Annotated in this window: 15 protein-coding genes and 2 tRNA genes; 8 read left to right on the top strand and 9 right to left on the bottom strand. The window is 27.4% G+C overall.

From position 1 onward, the window contains the following. The first annotated feature begins 199 nt into the window (after positions 1-199). Complete coding sequence (locus Q0K52_RS08145; protein WP_297298338.1) at positions 200-1,705, top strand: TolC family protein; 1,506 nt, start codon at positions 200-202, stop codon at positions 1,703-1,705. A 41-nt stretch (positions 1,706-1,746) separates the two neighbouring features. Beyond that, the gene (locus Q0K52_RS08140) at positions 1,747-4,917 is read left to right on the top strand and encodes an efflux RND transporter permease subunit (protein ID WP_297298335.1); all 3,171 of its coding nucleotides are present in this window, start codon (positions 1,747-1,749) and stop codon (positions 4,915-4,917) included. 483 nt (positions 4,918-5,400) lie between these two features. On the opposite strand, the gene Q0K52_RS08135 is transcribed toward Q0K52_RS08140, so the two are convergent. Both Q0K52_RS08135 and Q0K52_RS08130 read right to left on the bottom strand, forming a co-directional pair. After that, on the bottom strand, positions 5,401-5,907 hold the full coding sequence (locus Q0K52_RS08135; protein WP_297298334.1) for an SAVED domain-containing protein: 507 nt from the start codon (positions 5,905-5,907) through the stop codon (positions 5,401-5,403). After that, positions 5,889-6,272, bottom strand: a complete 384-nt coding sequence (locus Q0K52_RS08130; protein ID WP_297298332.1) for an SAVED domain-containing protein — start codon at positions 6,270-6,272, stop codon at positions 5,889-5,891. Before Q0K52_RS08130 ends, Q0K52_RS08135 begins: the two co-directional genes overlap by 19 nt. A gap of 238 nt (positions 6,273-6,510) precedes the next feature. Here Q0K52_RS08130 and Q0K52_RS08125 point away from each other — a divergent pair, with 238 nt between their 5' ends. Continuing rightward, the gene (locus tag Q0K52_RS08125) at positions 6,511-8,271 is read left to right on the top strand and encodes a hypothetical protein (RefSeq protein WP_297298330.1); all 1,761 of its coding nucleotides are present in this window, start codon (positions 6,511-6,513) and stop codon (positions 8,269-8,271) included. A 60-nt stretch (positions 8,272-8,331) separates the two neighbouring features. Here Q0K52_RS08125 and Q0K52_RS08120 read toward each other — a convergent pair whose 3' ends face one another. The 3 genes from Q0K52_RS08120 to Q0K52_RS08110 all read right to left on the bottom strand — a co-directional run bounded on the left by Q0K52_RS08120 (position 8,332) and on the right by Q0K52_RS08110 (position 8,946). Next, positions 8,332-8,676 carry an ankyrin repeat domain-containing protein gene (locus Q0K52_RS08120; protein ID WP_297298328.1) on the bottom strand — a complete coding sequence of 115 codons (345 nt, stop codon included), beginning with the start codon at positions 8,674-8,676 and terminating at the stop codon, positions 8,332-8,334. A gap of 95 nt (positions 8,677-8,771) precedes the next feature. Next, positions 8,772-8,845 (bottom strand) — tRNA-Ala (locus tag Q0K52_RS08115). A gap of 27 nt (positions 8,846-8,872) precedes the next feature. Beyond that, positions 8,873-8,946 (bottom strand) — tRNA-Ile (locus tag Q0K52_RS08110). 160 nt (positions 8,947-9,106) lie between these two features. On the opposite strand from Q0K52_RS08110, the gene Q0K52_RS08105 reads away from it, so the two are divergent. Further along, positions 9,107-10,423, top strand: coding sequence for an AI-2E family transporter (locus tag Q0K52_RS08105; RefSeq protein ID WP_297298326.1), 1,317 nt, complete (start codon positions 9,107-9,109; stop codon positions 10,421-10,423). Continuing rightward, positions 10,424-10,951: an SRPBCC family protein gene (locus tag Q0K52_RS08100; RefSeq protein WP_297298324.1), complete on the top strand. Its 528-nt coding sequence runs from the start codon at positions 10,424-10,426 to the stop codon at positions 10,949-10,951. A gap of 99 nt (positions 10,952-11,050) precedes the next feature. Here Q0K52_RS08100 and Q0K52_RS08095 read toward each other — a convergent pair whose 3' ends face one another. Continuing rightward, on the bottom strand, positions 11,051-11,383 hold the full coding sequence (locus Q0K52_RS08095; RefSeq protein WP_297298322.1) for a helix-turn-helix domain-containing protein: 333 nt from the start codon (positions 11,381-11,383) through the stop codon (positions 11,051-11,053). Positions 11,384-11,494: 111 nt separating this feature from the next. Between Q0K52_RS08095 and Q0K52_RS08090 the strand changes: the two genes are divergently transcribed. Next, entirely contained in the window at positions 11,495-12,049 is a 555-nt protein-coding gene (locus tag Q0K52_RS08090) for a flavodoxin family protein (RefSeq protein WP_297298320.1), read from the top strand. Between the two features lie 83 nt (positions 12,050-12,132). After that, positions 12,133-13,092, top strand: coding sequence for a phosphatidylglycerol lysyltransferase domain-containing protein (locus Q0K52_RS08085; RefSeq protein WP_297298318.1), 960 nt, complete (start codon positions 12,133-12,135; stop codon positions 13,090-13,092). A 97-nt stretch (positions 13,093-13,189) separates the two neighbouring features. Here the strand turns inward: Q0K52_RS08085 and Q0K52_RS08080 are convergent, their stop codons facing one another. The 3 genes from Q0K52_RS08080 to Q0K52_RS08070 are packed head-to-tail and all read right to left on the bottom strand — an operon-like array spanning position 13,190 to position 16,683. Next, entirely contained in the window at positions 13,190-14,566 is a 1,377-nt protein-coding gene (locus tag Q0K52_RS08080; protein ID WP_297298316.1) for a sodium ion-translocating decarboxylase subunit beta, read from the bottom strand. Between the two features lie 27 nt (positions 14,567-14,593). Next, on the bottom strand, positions 14,594-16,396 hold the full coding sequence (locus Q0K52_RS08075) for a biotin/lipoyl-containing protein (RefSeq protein ID WP_297298314.1): 1,803 nt from the start codon (positions 16,394-16,396) through the stop codon (positions 14,594-14,596). 38 nt (positions 16,397-16,434) lie between these two features. Beyond that, the gene (locus Q0K52_RS08070; protein ID WP_297298312.1) at positions 16,435-16,683 is read right to left on the bottom strand and encodes an OadG family protein; all 249 of its coding nucleotides are present in this window, start codon (positions 16,681-16,683) and stop codon (positions 16,435-16,437) included. A 159-nt stretch (positions 16,684-16,842) separates the two neighbouring features. Between Q0K52_RS08070 and murI the strand changes: the two genes are divergently transcribed. After that, positions 16,843-17,652 (top strand): glutamate racemase, encoded by an 810-nt coding sequence (murI, locus tag Q0K52_RS08065; RefSeq protein WP_297298310.1) that lies wholly within the window; start codon positions 16,843-16,845, stop codon positions 17,650-17,652. The last annotated feature ends 90 nt before the right edge of the window (positions 17,653-17,742 follow it).

The following is a 17,742-nucleotide window of genomic DNA, read 5'->3' as shown; positions in this document are numbered from 1 at the left end:
AATTATGATACACCTATGTTATACTTTAAAAAACTAAGGAATACTTAATGCAATATGTCTGGCTCCTGTGCAGTTTTTTATACTGATAATTTACAAAAAATAAAAAATGTAGTTTATCATACAATAGTAATTTTATTGTACTTGATAAAAAAAACAAAAATAATAAAATATATACAATATTTTTAATAGGTGTTAGAAAGTGTTTAGGAAATTGATATATATTATTGTTTTGCATTCTGTTCTTTTTAATTTTTTTATTTTCGCACAAACTAATGAAACTGCCATATTACCTTATACTCAGTATATGGAAAGAATAAAAGCATTGATACCAGAGATGAAATTGACAGCATCTCAGGAAAGTAATGCTGCAAATAATTTAACAAAGGCTAAAAGTTCCGGAGATGTTAAATTTGATTTGCAGGCTGGTGCTATAGGAATGCAAAGTCATTTTGATGAATACAATTTTGTTCCTACATCAGATTTTAATTATAATGGTTTTAGAATAGGTGCAGGATTCAGCGGACTTGTACCATACTCTGGAACTAGATGGTCTGTAGAAATAAAGCATGATAGTTTTTTCGGAGACTTTAATACAGGAGATATTTCTTTACCAGTTGATACTCCTTTTGGCACAATAAATGGAAAACTTCCAAATTTAAGTACTAATAATTTTAAATACTATTATCCAAGCATTAAAATACAAATAGCACAGCCTATATTGAGAGATTTTTTCGGTAAATTGGACAGATACCCTATAAAAGATGCAGAATATCAGCTTACTATAGCAAAATTAAAAAGAATAATAGATGATAACAGTGTATTAACATCTTATCAGAAAATTTATTATCAATGGATAATGGCAAGAAAATTAATAGCTTTGTATGATGAAATGATAAGAGAAGCTAGAACATTTGAAAATCAAGTTTATAAAAGATATACAAGCGGTGTTATAGATAATGACTCATATCAGAATGCAAAAAGACAAACACTAAAATATATAGAAGCAAAAGACAAATCAGAATTGATGTTAAAAAAGATAATTAGAAATATTCAATTCTTTATACCGGAAGAAAATATTATACCAAATGAAGATGATTGGACTCAAACACTTGATACTTCAATAAATGCTAAAATAGATATAGTACCATTTTTAGAAAGTGCTCAAGGTCAAATGGCTTATCAATTAAAATTAAGAAGCGAATATGCTTTATCAATAATGAAAAATAATGCATTGCCTGATTTATCTATAGTAGGAAGCGTATCATTATCAAGTTTAGATGATAGCGGGTATTTTAAATCTTTTTCTAGTATGACTAATGTTGATTATTTTGTAGGGCTTATGTTCTCCTACCCTATAGGCGGACATGATGCTAAGGCTAAAATGGAAGATGCCTATGCAGCTTTGAATGCGGTTACTGCTGATTTTGACAGAGTTAATAGAGATTTTGATGTACAGATAGGCACTTATTATGATGAGTTTGAGGCATACAAAAAAATGCTTGAGAATAAAAAATTAGAAGTAAATGCAATAGTATCAAGAATAAGAACGCAGAATACAAAATTCAGACAAGGACGACTCCCTATAGATGAAATAATAAATGCAAGGCTTGATTTAGCACAGGCAAGAGCAGAACTTCTTAATTTGGAATATATGATAATAAGTACTGTTATGGATTATAATTCTCTAGTACTTCTAAGTAATTGATAATATTAAAACAAATTTATATATTTAATTGGAATTTGAATATGGATAGAATAATAGAACTATTTGCAAAAAACAGATTATTAGTTAATGTTATTATTTTGGTTACTTTAGCTGTCGGAATATACTCTTATCTTAATATAAAGAAAGAAGCTTTCCCATCAACTAACTTTGATGTTATGATAGTTCAGGTTATATATCCTGGTGCTTCTCCAGAAGACGTTGAGCAATATGCTATGATTCCAATAGAAGATGAACTGCAGACTATAGCAGGCATTGATGAATTTTATTCCATAATAATAGAAAATGCAGGAATTCTTACTATAAGAATAGATATGAACCTTAAAGATTCAAGACCTGTAAAAGATGAAATATTCAGACGTCTTCAGAATGCTCCTAATGTATCAAAAGATGTTTCAGAAATAAAAATTTTTGAAGCTAATGCCAACAGACTTCCTATATACAATCTTGGTTTAAGATTCAAAAAAGGAATGGAAGGAAGCGAAAAAGAACTTTACGATATATCCAAAAGATTTGAAAAAGAATTAAAATATGTAGACGGAGTTGCAAATATTGAAGTATATGGAAGAACTGATCCGGAAATTCAAATACTAGCAGATCCATATAAATTAAATGAATATTATACTTCATTAACAGAAATTATACAGGCATTATCTTTAAGAAATATACGTTCTACAAGCGGAAATATGAAGCCTGATGAAAATGCTGATTTAGAAGAAAAAAATAAACTTCTTGTAACTACAGGTCAATTCCAAGATCCATTATCTATTACAAATGTTATTATACGTTCTATATTCAATGGTCAGCCAGTAAGAATTGGAGATGTAGCAAGAGTTGAAGAATTATTTGTTGATAAAAGTGTATATATGAGAGTTAATAGTCAGCATGGATATTCAATAAATATTATAAAAAAAGAAGATGCAGATATATTAAAAACTATAGACAACGTTAATAAATATTTTGAAAACAACAAAGCAACTATACCAAATAATATAGAAATAGTTCCTATGGCCGATAACTCAAGAACTATTAATGATTTGCTTAATGCCGTTTCTTCAAATATTATAACAGGATTCATAATCATATTTATAATACTTATAATATTTTTGGATTTCAAAAGTGCAATATTTACTTCGCTTGGAATGCTTATAGTTATTTCTGTTTCTCTTATTTATATGACATACTCTGGCATAACATTTAATATAATTTCTTTAGGCGGTATTATAACGGTTTTGGGTATGATAGTTGACAACTCAATAGTAGTTTCAGAAAATATTTTTAATTATCATCAAAGAGGAATAAAAGGACTTAATGCTACTAAAAGTGCTGTAGGTGAAGTATTTATGCCTATGCTTGTTTCTACGCTTACAACTGTTGCATCTTTTGCTCCTATAATATTTGTTACTGGAACTATGGGAAGATTAATAAATCAATATCCTAGAGTTGTAATTGTTGCTTTGATTGTAAGTATATTTCAGGCTGTTCTGATTTTGCCTAATAACTTAATTACTAAAGAAGAACTTACAGGAGAACATAGAAGAAAGAGATTTAATTTCAAAAATCCGCTTGATTTTGATAAAGATAAATTATTCGATAAATTAAAAATACCTTTCGTTAAATTTTTAAGATTTACATTAAAATTTAGATATATCGTATTTATATTTTTTGTAGTTACATTGCTCATAACTTTAGCAATAGCAAGAGTAATATTTGCTAAGTTTACTTTAGTTTATGATACAAGTGCTGATGTTATAGTAGTTAATATTGATACAGGTATTGGAAGTTCTATATACAAAACAGAAAAATATCTTCAGCAGGTAGAAAATATTATTTATGATACAATAGATACTAATGATATAATAGCGGTATACAGTTTATTAGGAAAGCAATTAGATAAAAACACTGTAGAAGTATCTGAAGAAATGGATAATCTTGCCGGTACTATGATATATTTAGTTCCTGCCAATAACAGAAAAAAAATAGCTTATGATATAGTAGATGATTTAAATCTTGCAATAGAAAAAAGCGGAATAAAAGATGAATTAGAATTAATAACAGTTAATACTAAACTTCCAATAAACCCTGGTAAAGCAGTAGACATAAAAATAATAGGAAATGATACTGCTATGGTTAAAGAAGTAAAAGATAAAATGAAAGAACATCTTTTAAGTTTGGACGGTATAATAAATTATGATGATGATGACAAAATCGGACAGGAAGAATTAAGAGTAATATTTGATTATGATAGAATGTCAGAACTAGGTGTTAATGTTGCTTATGCTGCAAGGGAATTGAGAGCTGCTTATGCAGGAGTAGTTGCTACTTCCATTCAGCAGTTTGAAAATAAATTGGACTTCAGAGTAAGATTAGATAAAAAATATACTTATGATACAAATGTACTTAACAATCTATATATACCAAATACATATTACAGACTAATACAATTAAAAGATATAGCAGACATATATATTACAAATAATCAATCAAGCATAAAACACTATAATGGAAAGAAATCAATAACTATGACTGCAGATATTGAACAGGGAAAAAATACTGCCATACAAGCAACTTATGCAATGCAGGATTATTTTAATTCAATATCAAAAGATTATCCTAATATAAGTGTAGAGTTTGCAGGAGAGGTAAAAGAAACCAGAGGATCTATTATTGGTATTGCTTGGGGATATGTTATTGCTATCATTGCTATATATGTAATACTTCTTCTTCAATTTAATAAATTCGTTCAGCCTTTCATGATTTTGGGTATAATACCATTTGGAATAATAGGAGTTATACTAGGATTTGCTGCACATAGAATGCCTATGTCATTTGTTGGTGCTGTTGGTATAGTTGGGCTTGCAGGTGTAGTAGTAAATAATGGTATTATAATGGTTGATTTGATAAATAGAATACTTGAACAAGGAAATATACATACAAAAGAAGATGTACTTAATGCAGTAGTTGAAGGTGCAGGCGACAGATTCAGAGCAATATTTTTAACAACAGTTACAACAATATTCGGACTTCTTCCAACTGTTTATGGTATAGGAGGACGTGCTGATTTGATAGTACCTATAGTTATGGCTATGGCTTACGGACTTTTATTTGCTGCACTTTTAACATTGATACTTTTACCATGTTTATTTATGATATCAGCAGATTTTAAACTTATAAAAATAAATTATAAGAATTAAAACTATACAAACTTAAAAATTTTCAGTATATATCAATTAGCTTTCAAAATTTTTATGATTGTATACCTACTCTATTATGCAATTATAAAAAGTTTTTTATTATATATAAAAAATAAATTTCTTCAGATTAATATATACCTAAACAACTATACTTTGTCAAAAATAAATTTATGTTTTGGTTTTATATTTGGGGTTTTGCCCCAAACCCCACTTCTTTTGTTGCCACAAAGAAGCTTATATCCTCGATAAACTCGGATACGCTTCGCGAAAGGCTGCATTTCGACTTAAATTTAGTAATTTATCTTACATGTAAAACATAATTAGTATGATTTAATACTAATTTTATATTTGCACTTTTTGGTTCTTTGATGAAGTCCGCAGAGCGTATGCGGCGGGAAAAAGAACAACAAAAAATTGACAAAGTTAAAAATTTTTAGTATAAACTAATAAATATATTTATTAGAATACTAAACATTAAATAAATTAGTATTCTAATAAATTACTATTTAATATTGCACCAAGTTCGTATCTATTATTGTCGCTGCTGTAATTATATATATAAAAGTTTAAATGGTCATATTTATCATCAGCCATTTTTTGTCCTACATATAAAAGTCCATTAGCTGGTATTGAACTTAATATATGCACTTCTTCTAAATTCCTATATTTAAGAATATCATTAAAAATTTCATCTATTTTTTTAGTGAATACATCATAACATCTTTTATTAACTAAACTTTTATGAGAATGTTCTTCTAATATTATTTGATGTGTTATTGTTATGATATTGCTGTATGAATAATCGAAACCTTTATTAATAATCAAATTCTTATCATCTTTATAAACTTGTTCTACACCTTCTATATTAGATTGACCAGATAATATTATTCCTATTGGGTGATTAATATTATCTATTCTCATAATATTAGATTTACTCTTTATAAAACTTGTTAATTCAGGAGAATCAATTTCTATATCTTTAATCCCCAAGATGTTGAATCTTTAGGTTTTGGCAAGAAAGTAAAATCATATTCATATTTTTTTAATATATAAGCTATAGAAACAAGTATACTATTTTGAGCTATTGCATAAAGAACTATTTTATAATCTTTAGTTATATTATTTTCTTTAAATTTTGATAGTATTATATTTTTTAATTTCTTTATAACATTATCTATAGTATTTTGATGTTCATTTTTATAATTTTTATATTCTTTGTCCAAATCTATATCTAAATCTATAGGAGGCATTTCTCCAAAGTTTTGAAAATTACCTCTTATAGAATGAGATATTTTTATTCTTTTTATATTATCACTTTCGCTTATATAATCAAATAATTTGTTATTTTCTTTCATGTTTTACTCTCTTAATTTATATATTATTGAAATGAAAATCAATATGAAAATTAATTATTAAAAATATTATAAAAACATTTTCGTAATAATTTTACTATCATATAGAATATTTTAATATTTATTACTATGCTCTATTATACCATATTATTACAATAAACTGTAAAACATTAAAAAATATTTTGCAATTTTAATTTACTTGAGTATAATCTTTAATATAGTTTATTTATGGAATAGTAAGATGATAAAAGATATATCTAATTATATAAAATATAGAATAGACAGAATGTTGAACAAGGGGCTATTCTATCAATTAATGCTTTTAGTGTTTGCAATAATAATTTTACTTTTAACAGTTTCTATATTTATAATAGTTGCATTCAAATACCCTCCAAAGCAAGCATTTTGGGATAGTTTGATGCAATTCATAGATACAGGAAATATATCTTCTGTAGAAGGCAATACAGGCATAGTCATTACATTTTTATTAGTTACATTCGTTGGTGTATGCGGCTGGGGTTCTCTTATAGCTATGATTAATAAAGCTTTACAGGATAGAATTAATAATCTTAGTAAAGGTAATGCATTCATAATGGAAAAAAATCATGCTATTATTTTAGGCTATGGTGAAGAAGCTTTAACTATAATTGAAGAATTTATTATGGCTAAAGTAAAAACTATAATAATATTATCTGAACATAATGTTGATGTTATAAGAAAAAGAGTATCTTTTATCAAAGGATATAAAAATACAAACATAATAGTAAGAGAAGGAACTACAAGCAGAATAGAAAATATAAAATTACTGAATATAGGAAAATCATCAAGTATATCAATAATAAATAATGATGATACTGAATCTTTGAATATACTTCTAGCATTAAAAAAAATTATAGAAGAAGATGAAATAGATAAAAAAATAAATATATGTGTTCTTGTACATGAAGAGGATACGATTGAAATTATTAAGTCCATTGAGGATAAAAATTTCGTTATTCATGTTATTTATAAATATGAAATATTATATAAGCTTATAGCACAAAGTATTATATATACAGGATTAAGTAATGTTTATGAGGATTTATTTTCAAATGACGGCAATATATTTTGCATAGAAAACGAACATAATTTTGAAGATTATAGTTTCAAAGATGCAGCTTTAAAATATTTAGATAAAGGTATGATATTACTCGGAATAACTAAAGAAGATAGAAGTCAGTTATTAATACCTAATTATGATTATATTATAAAAAAAGAAAATAGATTAGTATTTTTATCAAGAAATGATAATGATGATTCTGTTAAAGAATATCCAAATATAAAACCTAGTATAATAAAATACAAAAATAATATATTATTAATATGTGAAGAAAAAGGATATGTAGAAATAATAAAAGAAATTTCTGAATATATAGAAAATCATAGTATTACAATGTTAAGTTATGATTCAATAAAGGCTGAAAAAAATAAATATAAATTCATACTTGAAAAATTAAAAACTGAAAATACTACCAAAATAGTATTAATATCAGAAGATAATATAACAGATGTTAAAAGCATAAATGTACTATTAATAATAAGACAAATAATCAGAAAAGAAAATTTAAATATAGCTATATTATCTTTATTAAATTCAATACAAAAAAGAAATTTAATATATTCAGATGATGTAAGAGATTTCATAGTAAGCGGTAAACTTATAGGTATGCTTATGGCTCAGGCTTCATTAAGTTCAAATATATTATATATTTTCTGCGGTTTATTAAGTAAAAATGGAAAAGATATAATAATGTCGCCTTATGCTGATTACTTTAATGAATCAAGAAGTTTTAAAGATGTATATTTATATTTTATACAAAAGAAAACTATTTTAATAGGTGTTAAAAGATATAATGATGTAATTCTAAACCCTAATTATGATACAATGCTGGATAATAAAGACGAAATCATAATAATAACAAATTATGTTTTAGAAGATGAAAATGAAGAACTAATATATTAAATTATTTATAAAAAAAGTAAGTAATTTTTTATAGAATTTATATAAATAATAAAAAATTACTTATTGAATTAATTTAACTATATCAGGGTGATTGTTTTGTTTAGCATAGTATAAAGCATCATTTCCATATTTATTAACGATAGATTTATCAGCATTAGCTTTTACAAGAATCTCCACTACTTTAATATGCCCTTCCATACAAGCTAATATAAGAGCAGTATTTCCAACATCATCTTGTATATTAACATTAATATTTTTCTCAAGTATTTTTTCTACAACATCTTCATCACCAAAAATAGCAGCATCTAAAAGAGTTTCTTCATCTTGAGTTAAAGAATATAAATAATTACAAGGAATAGATATTAAAGAAATAATCATTACAAATACAAGTATAATATTTTTCATAAATAACCTCTCACTATTGAGTGATAAAATTATTAGTTAATAAAACAAAAACTACCCTTAGAGGTAATTCAAAGGATAGTTTTTATAACTTAATGTGGAGGTTATGGGGATCGAACCCACGACCTACTGCGTGCAAGGCAGTCGCTCTCCCAAACTGAGCTAAACCCCCGTATGTATCTTAAAGAACCTGAGCGTGTGGGCCTGGGAGGAATTGAACCACCGACCTTTCGATTATCAGTCGAACGCTCTAGCCATCTGAGCTACAGGCCCTTTTAATCATCAACGATATGAATAGCATTATAACACCAAACAAAAAAATAGCAAGTGCTTTTTTTAAAAAAATTACATTTTTTTATACTTTCTATATAAAAAATGTTGTAAAAAAACCATTTACGCTATATTATACTAAAAAACAAAGAGAATTAATATTATGGTTATAGGAAAAAATTTTTTTAATAAGGAAAAAAATAAAGAAAACTCATTAACTCATAATAAAATATTGGTTAATGGTGGGGAAATATTATTAGTATTAATAATATCTTGTGCATTTTTTTATTTTTGCTATTTAATTAGAGAAATAATCAACCCTATAGTTTTATTTATAATATTAATATCGGCTTTAATACCTTTTTGGAAATATATATGGGCTAAGGCTTCAATATTATTAATAGTATGTCTATTTACTTTATGGGTAATAAAAGAAGCGGGTTATTTAGTGGTGCCATTTATTTGGGGTATATTTATTGCCTACTTATTCGACCCTCTTATAACTAAAATGCAGCATAAAATTCCTAGAATAATAGCTGTATTATTAATTTTTATCCCACTTTTAATATTAGCTATAATATTTTTTATATTTATTCTTCCAAGAACAATAGAAGAAATGGAAGTAATATCAAGAAGTCTTCCTGAATATGTTGATAAAATATACAATTCCATATCATCTTTATTGATTTCTATATCAGAAAAATTGAATAGAACTGTTGGAAAAAGTTTTGATATAGATATGGCAATAGATGCTGCAACAATAAAAGATTTTTTATTTGGTACTAATGGCATAGTTACTTTAATTTATAAGAAATTTATTGATTTTAGATTTCAGAATATTTCAAGCATAACATCTATATTTAGTATAATATTCTCATATTTTGTAATACTTCCATTTGTAACATTTTATTTGATGTTGGATTTTCAAAATATAAAAGATAAAATTATAAAAATTATACCAATGAGATGGCAAACATCTATTAATGAAATCATTAAAAAGTCTAATTATATAATAAATAGCTATGTAAGAGGTATGACAGTACTAGCTATATCATTTTTTATAATAAGTTATATATTGCTTTCTGTAACCAATTCTAAATATGCATTTATACTAGCGTTATTAAGAGGCTTACTCAATTATATACCGTTTATAGGGCCATTTGTAGCCTTTATAGTAGCATTATTATCAGGTATTATAACAGAGCCTGTATGGTGGCAAGGAGCCTTGAAAATGTGTATAATATATGGTTTGATACAAATATTAGATTCCGGATTAATGGCTCCTAAAATATTAGGAAAATCAGTTCAAATACACCCTATTGCAGTAATGTTTAGTACTATAATAGGCGGTGTATTATTTGGATTTTTAGGTGTATTATTTGCTGTACCTTTTTGCGGTATAGTTCTTTTAATAATACAAAACTTTTTTAATAAATACTATCGTTCAAAATTTTATACTTTAACTAAAAAAGGACAATAAATGTTAATATATTTAATACCAATTTTTATAATTTTACCCTTAATTTTAATGGCAGTAATGATTTTTCTTCCAACATTTATAGGAAAGAGAATACCACCTTCATTTACAAAAGAAAAAACAGAAGTATTCAATATACCTAGAAATGAATTATATCATTTATTAATAGATTATGAAAACTACCCTGCTTGGCTAAAATACATTTCTATAGTGCGTGTTGAAAAAATAGGACAAGATAAATTAAAAATAATGCAGACTTATTCAAACAGAAGAACTTATCAGGAGCTTATTGAAGTAAGAAGAATTGAAAACAGTGAAATATCTATGGTAAAAACAGAGAACGAATATACTGCTTTATGGACTTATATATTAGAAGATGCTGAGAATAATAGAACAAGATTAACTGTTAAAGAAACTATGTATGTATATCATCCATATTTAAGATTTATGCTAAAATATGTACTCATAGATGAAAATGGTAAAGGTGATTTATTTAGAAGAATAAGAAGTTTTATAAATAATAATAAATAAGATTTTTTTATACAAAAACAATATATAAAAGCGAGATAAAGTCCGGATATAGTAGACACACATGTGACTTTATTTACTCGCTTTTTATTTTGCTTTTAACTATTTTCTATTTTTCTCGCCCCAAACACATATAGCATCTAATATTGGTATTAAAGATTTACCTCTTTTAGATAAACTATACTCTACTTTAGGCGGTATTTGAGGATATTCTTTTCTGCTTACTAAATCATCTTTTTCTAATTCTTTTAATGATAAGCTTAATGTTTTATGCGATATATTAGATATTATTCTTTTTAATTCATTATATCTTACCACTTTTAATTCTGACAATATATACAATATTATCATTTTATATTTACCAGATATTAAAGACATCGTATATGCAAAACCTGTATCTTCCATATATTTTTCTTTTAAATCATCTTTTTTCATAATAATCCTTTTATACTTTACTTTTAGTTAGTATATAACATTTTTGTTAGTACTTGATAATAATAATATATAGCAATATAATTATAATATCAATAATAAAAGGAGTGAAAAATGAAAAAAATATTAATATTAAATGGAAGCCCTAGATTAAATGGTAATACTTCTGCTTTGATAGAAGAATTTACTAAAGGTGCAAAACTAAATGAAAATGAAATAATAAAATTTGATTTAGACAGAATGAATATACATTGCTGTAAAGGATGTTTAAAAGGCGGTAAAAATCCTGATAGTCCTTGTTCTCAAAAAGACGATATGGATAAAATATACCCATATTATAAAGAAGCTGATATAGTAGTATTAGCTTCTCCTATGTATTATTGGGCTTTCTCTTCTCAATTAAAAATGGTTATAGATAGATTATTTGCTGTTACAGAAATAGACCCGAATTATAAAACTCCATACAAAGAATGTTTTATGTTAATGGCTGCAGAAGGAAATGATGAAAATAATTCTAAACCTGTTATAGAATATTATCAATATTTATTAAATTATTTGGGCTGGAAAAATTTAGGATATTTAATAGTTGGAGGAGTACTTAACATTGGAGATATAAAAGGAAATGAACAAGCAGCAAAAGCATTTGAAATGGGTAAATCTGTATTGTAAGCTTTAATATAGCATTTACATTAATTAATTTTAATATATAATTGAACGTTAATAATTTTAAAATTTTAAAGGATAAAAAATATATGCTTAATTTTGAGCCTATTTCATTAGAAAAACAGGAACTTTATCATAAATATTTCTCTATAACACCTCATCAGTCTGCTGATTATACATTTATGAATCTGTTGGGATTAAAAGATATATATATGCTTGAATGGGCATTTACTGAAAAATTAGTTTGGATAAGACAAAAATCTCCTTACACAATATATTGGGCACCTGTAGGTGATTGGTTCAATGCGAATTTTTGTAATGATTTTAGCCCTTGTGAAATTTCTGGTGAAACTATAATAAGAATTCCAAAAGAACTTGCATTATTTTGGGAAAAGACTACAAAAATAAAGGTAAAAGAAACTAGAGATGAATGGGAATATATATACGATTTCAATGAACTAGCTACCTTACCTGGTAAAAAATTTCATAATAAAAAGAATTTATATAATCAATTCATAAAAAATGAATTTGAATATAAATCAATAGATAAAAGTATTGTGCAGGATATACTTGAGTTTGAGGCTAAATGGGAAGAAGACGAGAAGAAAAATAATGATTCATATCAAATCAATGATGCTGAAGAATGTGAGGCTTTCGATAGTAATAAACTATTATCCCATGAAGTTAGAGCCGAAGCTGATACTATAATGATAAGAACTTTGCTAGATAATTGGGATACTATAGATAATATCATTGGAGGAGCTATTTATATTGATAGCAAAATAGTAGCTTACACCATAGCCGATTTAAGTATGAGAGATACTATAGTAGTTCATTCAGAAAGAGGAGATAGAAATTATAAAGGCACATATCAAGCTATAAACAGAATGTTTTTGGAGAATTTAAAAAACTATATAAATGATTATGAAAGATTTAAATTCGTTAATAGAGAACAAGATGTTGGAGATTTGGGACTTAGAAAAGCAAAAATGTCATATAATCCTGTAGGATATATAGAGAAATATAAAGGTTTCTGTACAGAGTTATAATAAAAATAAATTATAAATAATAGACTCAATAAAAATTTTTCAATAAAAAAGGAAGCCCAAATAATTGAGCTTCCTTTTATTTATTTAAATATACTTATTAACCTAATATAGCCAAAAGTACACCAGCAGCAACTGCAGAACCAATTACTCCTGAAACGTTTGGACCCATAGCATGCATAAGTAAAAAGTTATGAGGATTAGCCTCCTGTCCTATTTTGTTAGCAACTCTGGCAGCCATAGGAACAGCAGATACGCCAGCAGCTCCGATAAGAGGATTGATTTTGTCTTTGCTGAATAAGTTCATAAATTTAGCAAGAAGTACTCCGCCTGCTGTACCCATAGCAAATGCTATTAAACCTAATACCAATATACCCAATGTTTCAAAACGTAAGAATTTATCAGCAGCTAATTTACTGCCAACAGATAATCCCAACATTATTGTAACGATATTGATAAGTTCATTTTGAGCAGTTTTAGAAAGTCTTTCAGTAACGCCAGATTCTTTAATTAAATTACCAAACATTAAAGCACCAATTAATGGAGCAGCATCTGGCAATAATAAAGCAACAAGTATTATAACAGTAAGAGGGAAAATGATTTTTTCTCTTTTACTAACAGGACGAAGCTGTTTCATCTCAATTTTTCTTTCATTTTCAGTAGTAAGCCATTTCATAATAGGAGGCTGTATTATAGGAACTAAAGCCATATAAGAATAAGCAGCAACCGCAATAGCACCCAATAAATGAGGAGAAAGTCTTGAAGCTGTAAATATAGCTGTAGGACCGTCAGCACCTCCGATAATACCTATTGAAGCAGCATCTTTTAATGTGAAAGAAATTACCGGTATGTATGTAGATATTATCATAGCACCTAATAAAGTACCGAATATACCTATTTGAGCAGCAGCACCTAATAAAGCAGTTTTAGGGTTAGCAATAAGCGGACCAAAGTCTGTCATAGCACCAACACCAATAAATATGAATAATGGGAATAAACCTGATTCAATACCAAAAGTGTATATTTGACCTAAAAAACCGCCGCTGCTTATAGTAACAGGTATACCGTTCATAATTTCTACTACAGGCAAAGCCGCAATATTTGCTATAGGAATATTAGCTAAAATTCCTCCCATACCTATAGGAATAAGAAGTAATGGTTCAAATCCTTTAGCTATAGCAAGATATACTAAAAGCAAACCTACACAAATCATTATAGCATTCTGCCATAGAGGAGCAGATTTTACTTTTATATCATTTAATTTAGTTTGATATTTTTCTTGTTTACTTTTTTCAGCTTTAGCCTGAGCAGCAGCTATTTCTTGTTCGCTTCTAGGGAAGAATCCGCCAAAAGCTGTATTTCTTACTAAAGAAATAAGTGAATCTTTTATATTAATAGGTTCCTCAGCACTTTCTTGTGGCAACACAACTGATGCTGTCATAAAGATAAGTGCAAATACTAAAAATACTTTTCTCATTCTTTTTTATCTCCTTAAAATCAGCTATTAACCTACTATAGCCAATTCTTGACCAGCAACTACCGCGTCACCAGGTTTAACTTTTACTTCTTTTACAACTCCATTAGCTGAAGATTTTATTTCTACTTCCATTTTCATAGCTTCTACAACTAAAATAGTAGAACCATCTTTAACTTGTGTACCTACAGGAGCAACTATTTTTAATACTGTACCAGGTAAGCCAGCTGTTATAGGAGTAGCAGAACCGCTTGAAGCAGGAGCAGCTGATTGAGCAGCACCAGCAACTATACCATCTTTAATAGTATAATCATAGCTTACGCCATCAACTATAGCTTTACCATTTTCTATTTTTACACCATAGCTAGAACCGCCAACTGTAACAGTAACTTCATTGCTAGTAGCTTTAACGCCTTCAGAAGCACCGCCAGCATTTTTTCTAATACCAAGTTTAGCTTCGCCTTTAAGGAATTGAATACCTTTTTCTTTACAAGCAGCAGCTATAAATACATTTTCATCTGAAAGATCTGTAATACCTGCATCTTTTAATGCTTGTTCAGCAGCTTTTCTACCTTTTTTAGGATTTTTATCATCTATATCCATAGCTAATTCAGTAGTAGGCTGTAAACCTAATTGTTCGCTAGCTATTTTTACTATTTCTGGATCTGGTGTAGATGGAGTTTTACCAAAGTAACCTAATACCATTTTACCATAACCATCAGCTATTTTCTTCCAATTACCTTGCATTACATTGTTAAATGCTTGTTGGAAATAGAATTGAGATACTGGAGTTACAGAAGTACCAAAACCGCCTTTTTTAACTACTTCAGTCATAGCTCTAATAACTTCTGGGAATCTATTCATTACATTAATATCTCTCATCATTTGAGTATTAGCTGTTAAAGCACCGCCAGGCATTGGAGCAAATGGAATCATAGGCTCTACTGTTCTACTTTCAGGTGGTAAGAAATAATCTTTCATACAATCTTTGAATACTTCTTCAGCTTCTCTGATTTTATCTATATCTATGTTAAGACTATATTCTGTACCTCTTAAAGCATGCCACATAACGATAACGTCTGTTTGACAAGTACCGCCTGATACTGGAGCTGCTGAAAGGTCTATACAATCAGCACCAGCATCTAAAGCTGCTCTATACTGAACTGCACCTATACCTGCTGTTTCATGGCTGTGCATTTGTATTTGTATATCTTTACCTAATATTCTTCTAGCTTCTTTTATTGTATCATAAACAACTTGAGGAGTTGCTGTACCAGAAGCATCTTTGAAACATACTGAATCAAAATCTACTTGATCTTTAATTTGAGTTAATACTTTTCCATAGAATGCAGCATCATGTGCACCTTCACATCCTGGAGGAAGTGCCATCATAGTAACACATACTTGGTGTTTTAATCCTGCATCTTTAATACATTTACCGCTGAAAATAAGGTTATTAACATCATTTAAAGCGTCAAAGTTTCTAATTGTTGTAATACCATGTTTTTTAAATAGATCAGCATGTAATTTAATCATTTCTCTAGGCTGAGATTCCAAACCTACTACGTTTACACCTCTTGCTAAAGTTTGTAAATTAACATCAGGACCTACTGTTTTTCTGAATGTATCCATTACATCAAAAGCATTCTCATTATTATAGAAGAATGCACTTTGGAATGTTGCTCCGCCGCCGGATTCAAAATATGTAACACCAGCCTTAACAAATGCTTCTACTGCTGGCATAAAATCTTTAGATAATACTCTAGCACCATAAACAGACTGGAATCCGTCTCTGAATGCTGTTAGCATAAATTTTACTTCTTTTTTAGCCATTCTTTTATATCTCCTTTTTTTATAAAAAAAACTTACTATTATTTAGACTTATTGCTATGAATATGTGCTAAAGCAATTGCTATAGCTACCATTTTATCATTGCTTACCGCTTGAACTGGTGCTGGAGAAGAACTAGATTCTTCCTGAGCAGGCGGCATCATCTTATCTACTTGAGCTACAACAGCACTAACGACTTTCATAAAGAAAACCAATATAATCAAGAACAATACAACAACGCCCATACCTATTAGCATTATCTGTATTGCTTCCATAATACTACTGTTCATCAAAAATACTCCTGTTGTGTAAATTTTTAATACTGCATTATACACTATTTTTTACTTAATACAAGTAAATTTATTACAAAATATAACTTTTATTTCACAATATCATTGACTTTATGGAAATAGTAAATATAATAAAAATAATCAACTATGGAGTTTATTATGTTTACTAATTCTATGCCAATAGCTGTTTTTGATTCAGGATTTGGAGGTATAACTGTATTAAAACAATTATTAAAATTATTGCCTAATGAGAATTATATATATCTTGGAGATAATGCTAATATACCTTATGGAAGTAAACCTAAAAAACAAATAATAGAATTAACTTCAAAAATGGTAGACTTCTTAGTTAAACAAAATTGCAAAATAATAGTAATAGCCTGCAATACTATAGCTGCTTCAACTTATGATATATTAAAACAAAAATATAATACTCCTATAATAGAAGTGATATCTAATGGAGCAATAGATGCTGTCAATAATACACAAAATAATAATATATCAATAATGGCAACAGAATTTACAGTTAATTCAAAAGCATATATAGAAAAAATAAATGAATACAATAAAAACATAAAAATCACTCAGGTAGCTTGTAAAGAATTATGTCCTATGATTGAAAATGATTGGAATAGTTATGATAATAGATTTGAAGTGCTTCAATGTTATTTAGAAAATATTGATTCTGATTCTGATACTTTAATTCTTGGCTGCACTCACTACCCTCTAATAATTAATGACATAAAAGAAGTATTGAAGTCAACAAATAATTCTATAAAAAACATAATAGATCCAGCATATCATACAGTATTATCAGTAAAAAAGTATTTAGAAAATAATAATATATTAAATGATAATCATCAATATTTAGATATATATACAACTGAAAGCATTCAAAAAGAATCAAAATTAATAAATATATTCTTACCAAATAAGATATATTATACTCTTAAATATACAACTTTATAATACTTGACTTTATTTAGTTTTACCATAATAATACTAATAATTACTATGTTAAATGATTAAATTGTATTTTATATGGAATAATCTTGTTAA

It is taken from the genome of uncultured Brachyspira sp. (assembly GCF_944390845.1).
Classification (GTDB): Bacteria; Spirochaetota; Brachyspiria; order Brachyspirales; family Brachyspiraceae; genus Brachyspira; species Brachyspira pulli.
The sequence above is the reverse complement of the archived record's forward strand: the minus strand, read 5'-3'. Positions and strand labels throughout refer to the sequence as shown.

What these genes read in the sequence shown, in the direction of transcription:
- Q0K52_RS08095 (WP_297298322.1), bottom strand. Translation starts at nt 11,383, where the DNA reads ATGAAAAAAGATGATTTAAAAGAAAAATATATGGAAGATACAGGTTTT.
- Q0K52_RS08140 (WP_297298335.1), top strand. Translation starts at nt 1,747, where the DNA reads ATGGATAGAATAATAGAACTATTTGCAAAAAACAGATTATTAGTTAAT.
- Q0K52_RS08105 (WP_297298326.1), top strand. Translation starts at nt 9,107, where the DNA reads ATGGTTATAGGAAAAAATTTTTTTAATAAGGAAAAAAATAAAGAAAAC.
- Q0K52_RS08130 (WP_297298332.1), bottom strand. Translation starts at nt 6,272, where the DNA reads ATGAAAGAAAATAACAAATTATTTGATTATATAAGCGAAAGTGATAAT.
- Q0K52_RS08085 (WP_297298318.1), top strand. Translation starts at nt 12,133, where the DNA reads ATGCTTAATTTTGAGCCTATTTCATTAGAAAAACAGGAACTTTATCAT.
- Q0K52_RS08075 (WP_297298314.1), bottom strand. Translation starts at nt 16,396, where the DNA reads ATGGCTAAAAAAGAAGTAAAATTTATGCTAACAGCATTCAGAGACGGA.
- Q0K52_RS08070 (WP_297298312.1), bottom strand. Translation starts at nt 16,683, where the DNA reads ATGAACAGTAGTATTATGGAAGCAATACAGATAATGCTAATAGGTATG.
- Q0K52_RS08120 (WP_297298328.1), bottom strand. Translation starts at nt 8,676, where the DNA reads ATGAAAAATATTATACTTGTATTTGTAATGATTATTTCTTTAATATCT.
- Q0K52_RS08100 (WP_297298324.1), top strand. Translation starts at nt 10,424, where the DNA reads ATGTTAATATATTTAATACCAATTTTTATAATTTTACCCTTAATTTTA.
- murI (WP_297298310.1), top strand. Translation starts at nt 16,843, where the DNA reads ATGTTTACTAATTCTATGCCAATAGCTGTTTTTGATTCAGGATTTGGA.
- Q0K52_RS08090 (WP_297298320.1), top strand. Translation starts at nt 11,495, where the DNA reads ATGAAAAAAATATTAATATTAAATGGAAGCCCTAGATTAAATGGTAAT.
- Q0K52_RS08125 (WP_297298330.1), top strand. Translation starts at nt 6,511, where the DNA reads ATGATAAAAGATATATCTAATTATATAAAATATAGAATAGACAGAATG.
- Q0K52_RS08080 (WP_297298316.1), bottom strand. Translation starts at nt 14,566, where the DNA reads ATGAGAAAAGTATTTTTAGTATTTGCACTTATCTTTATGACAGCATCA.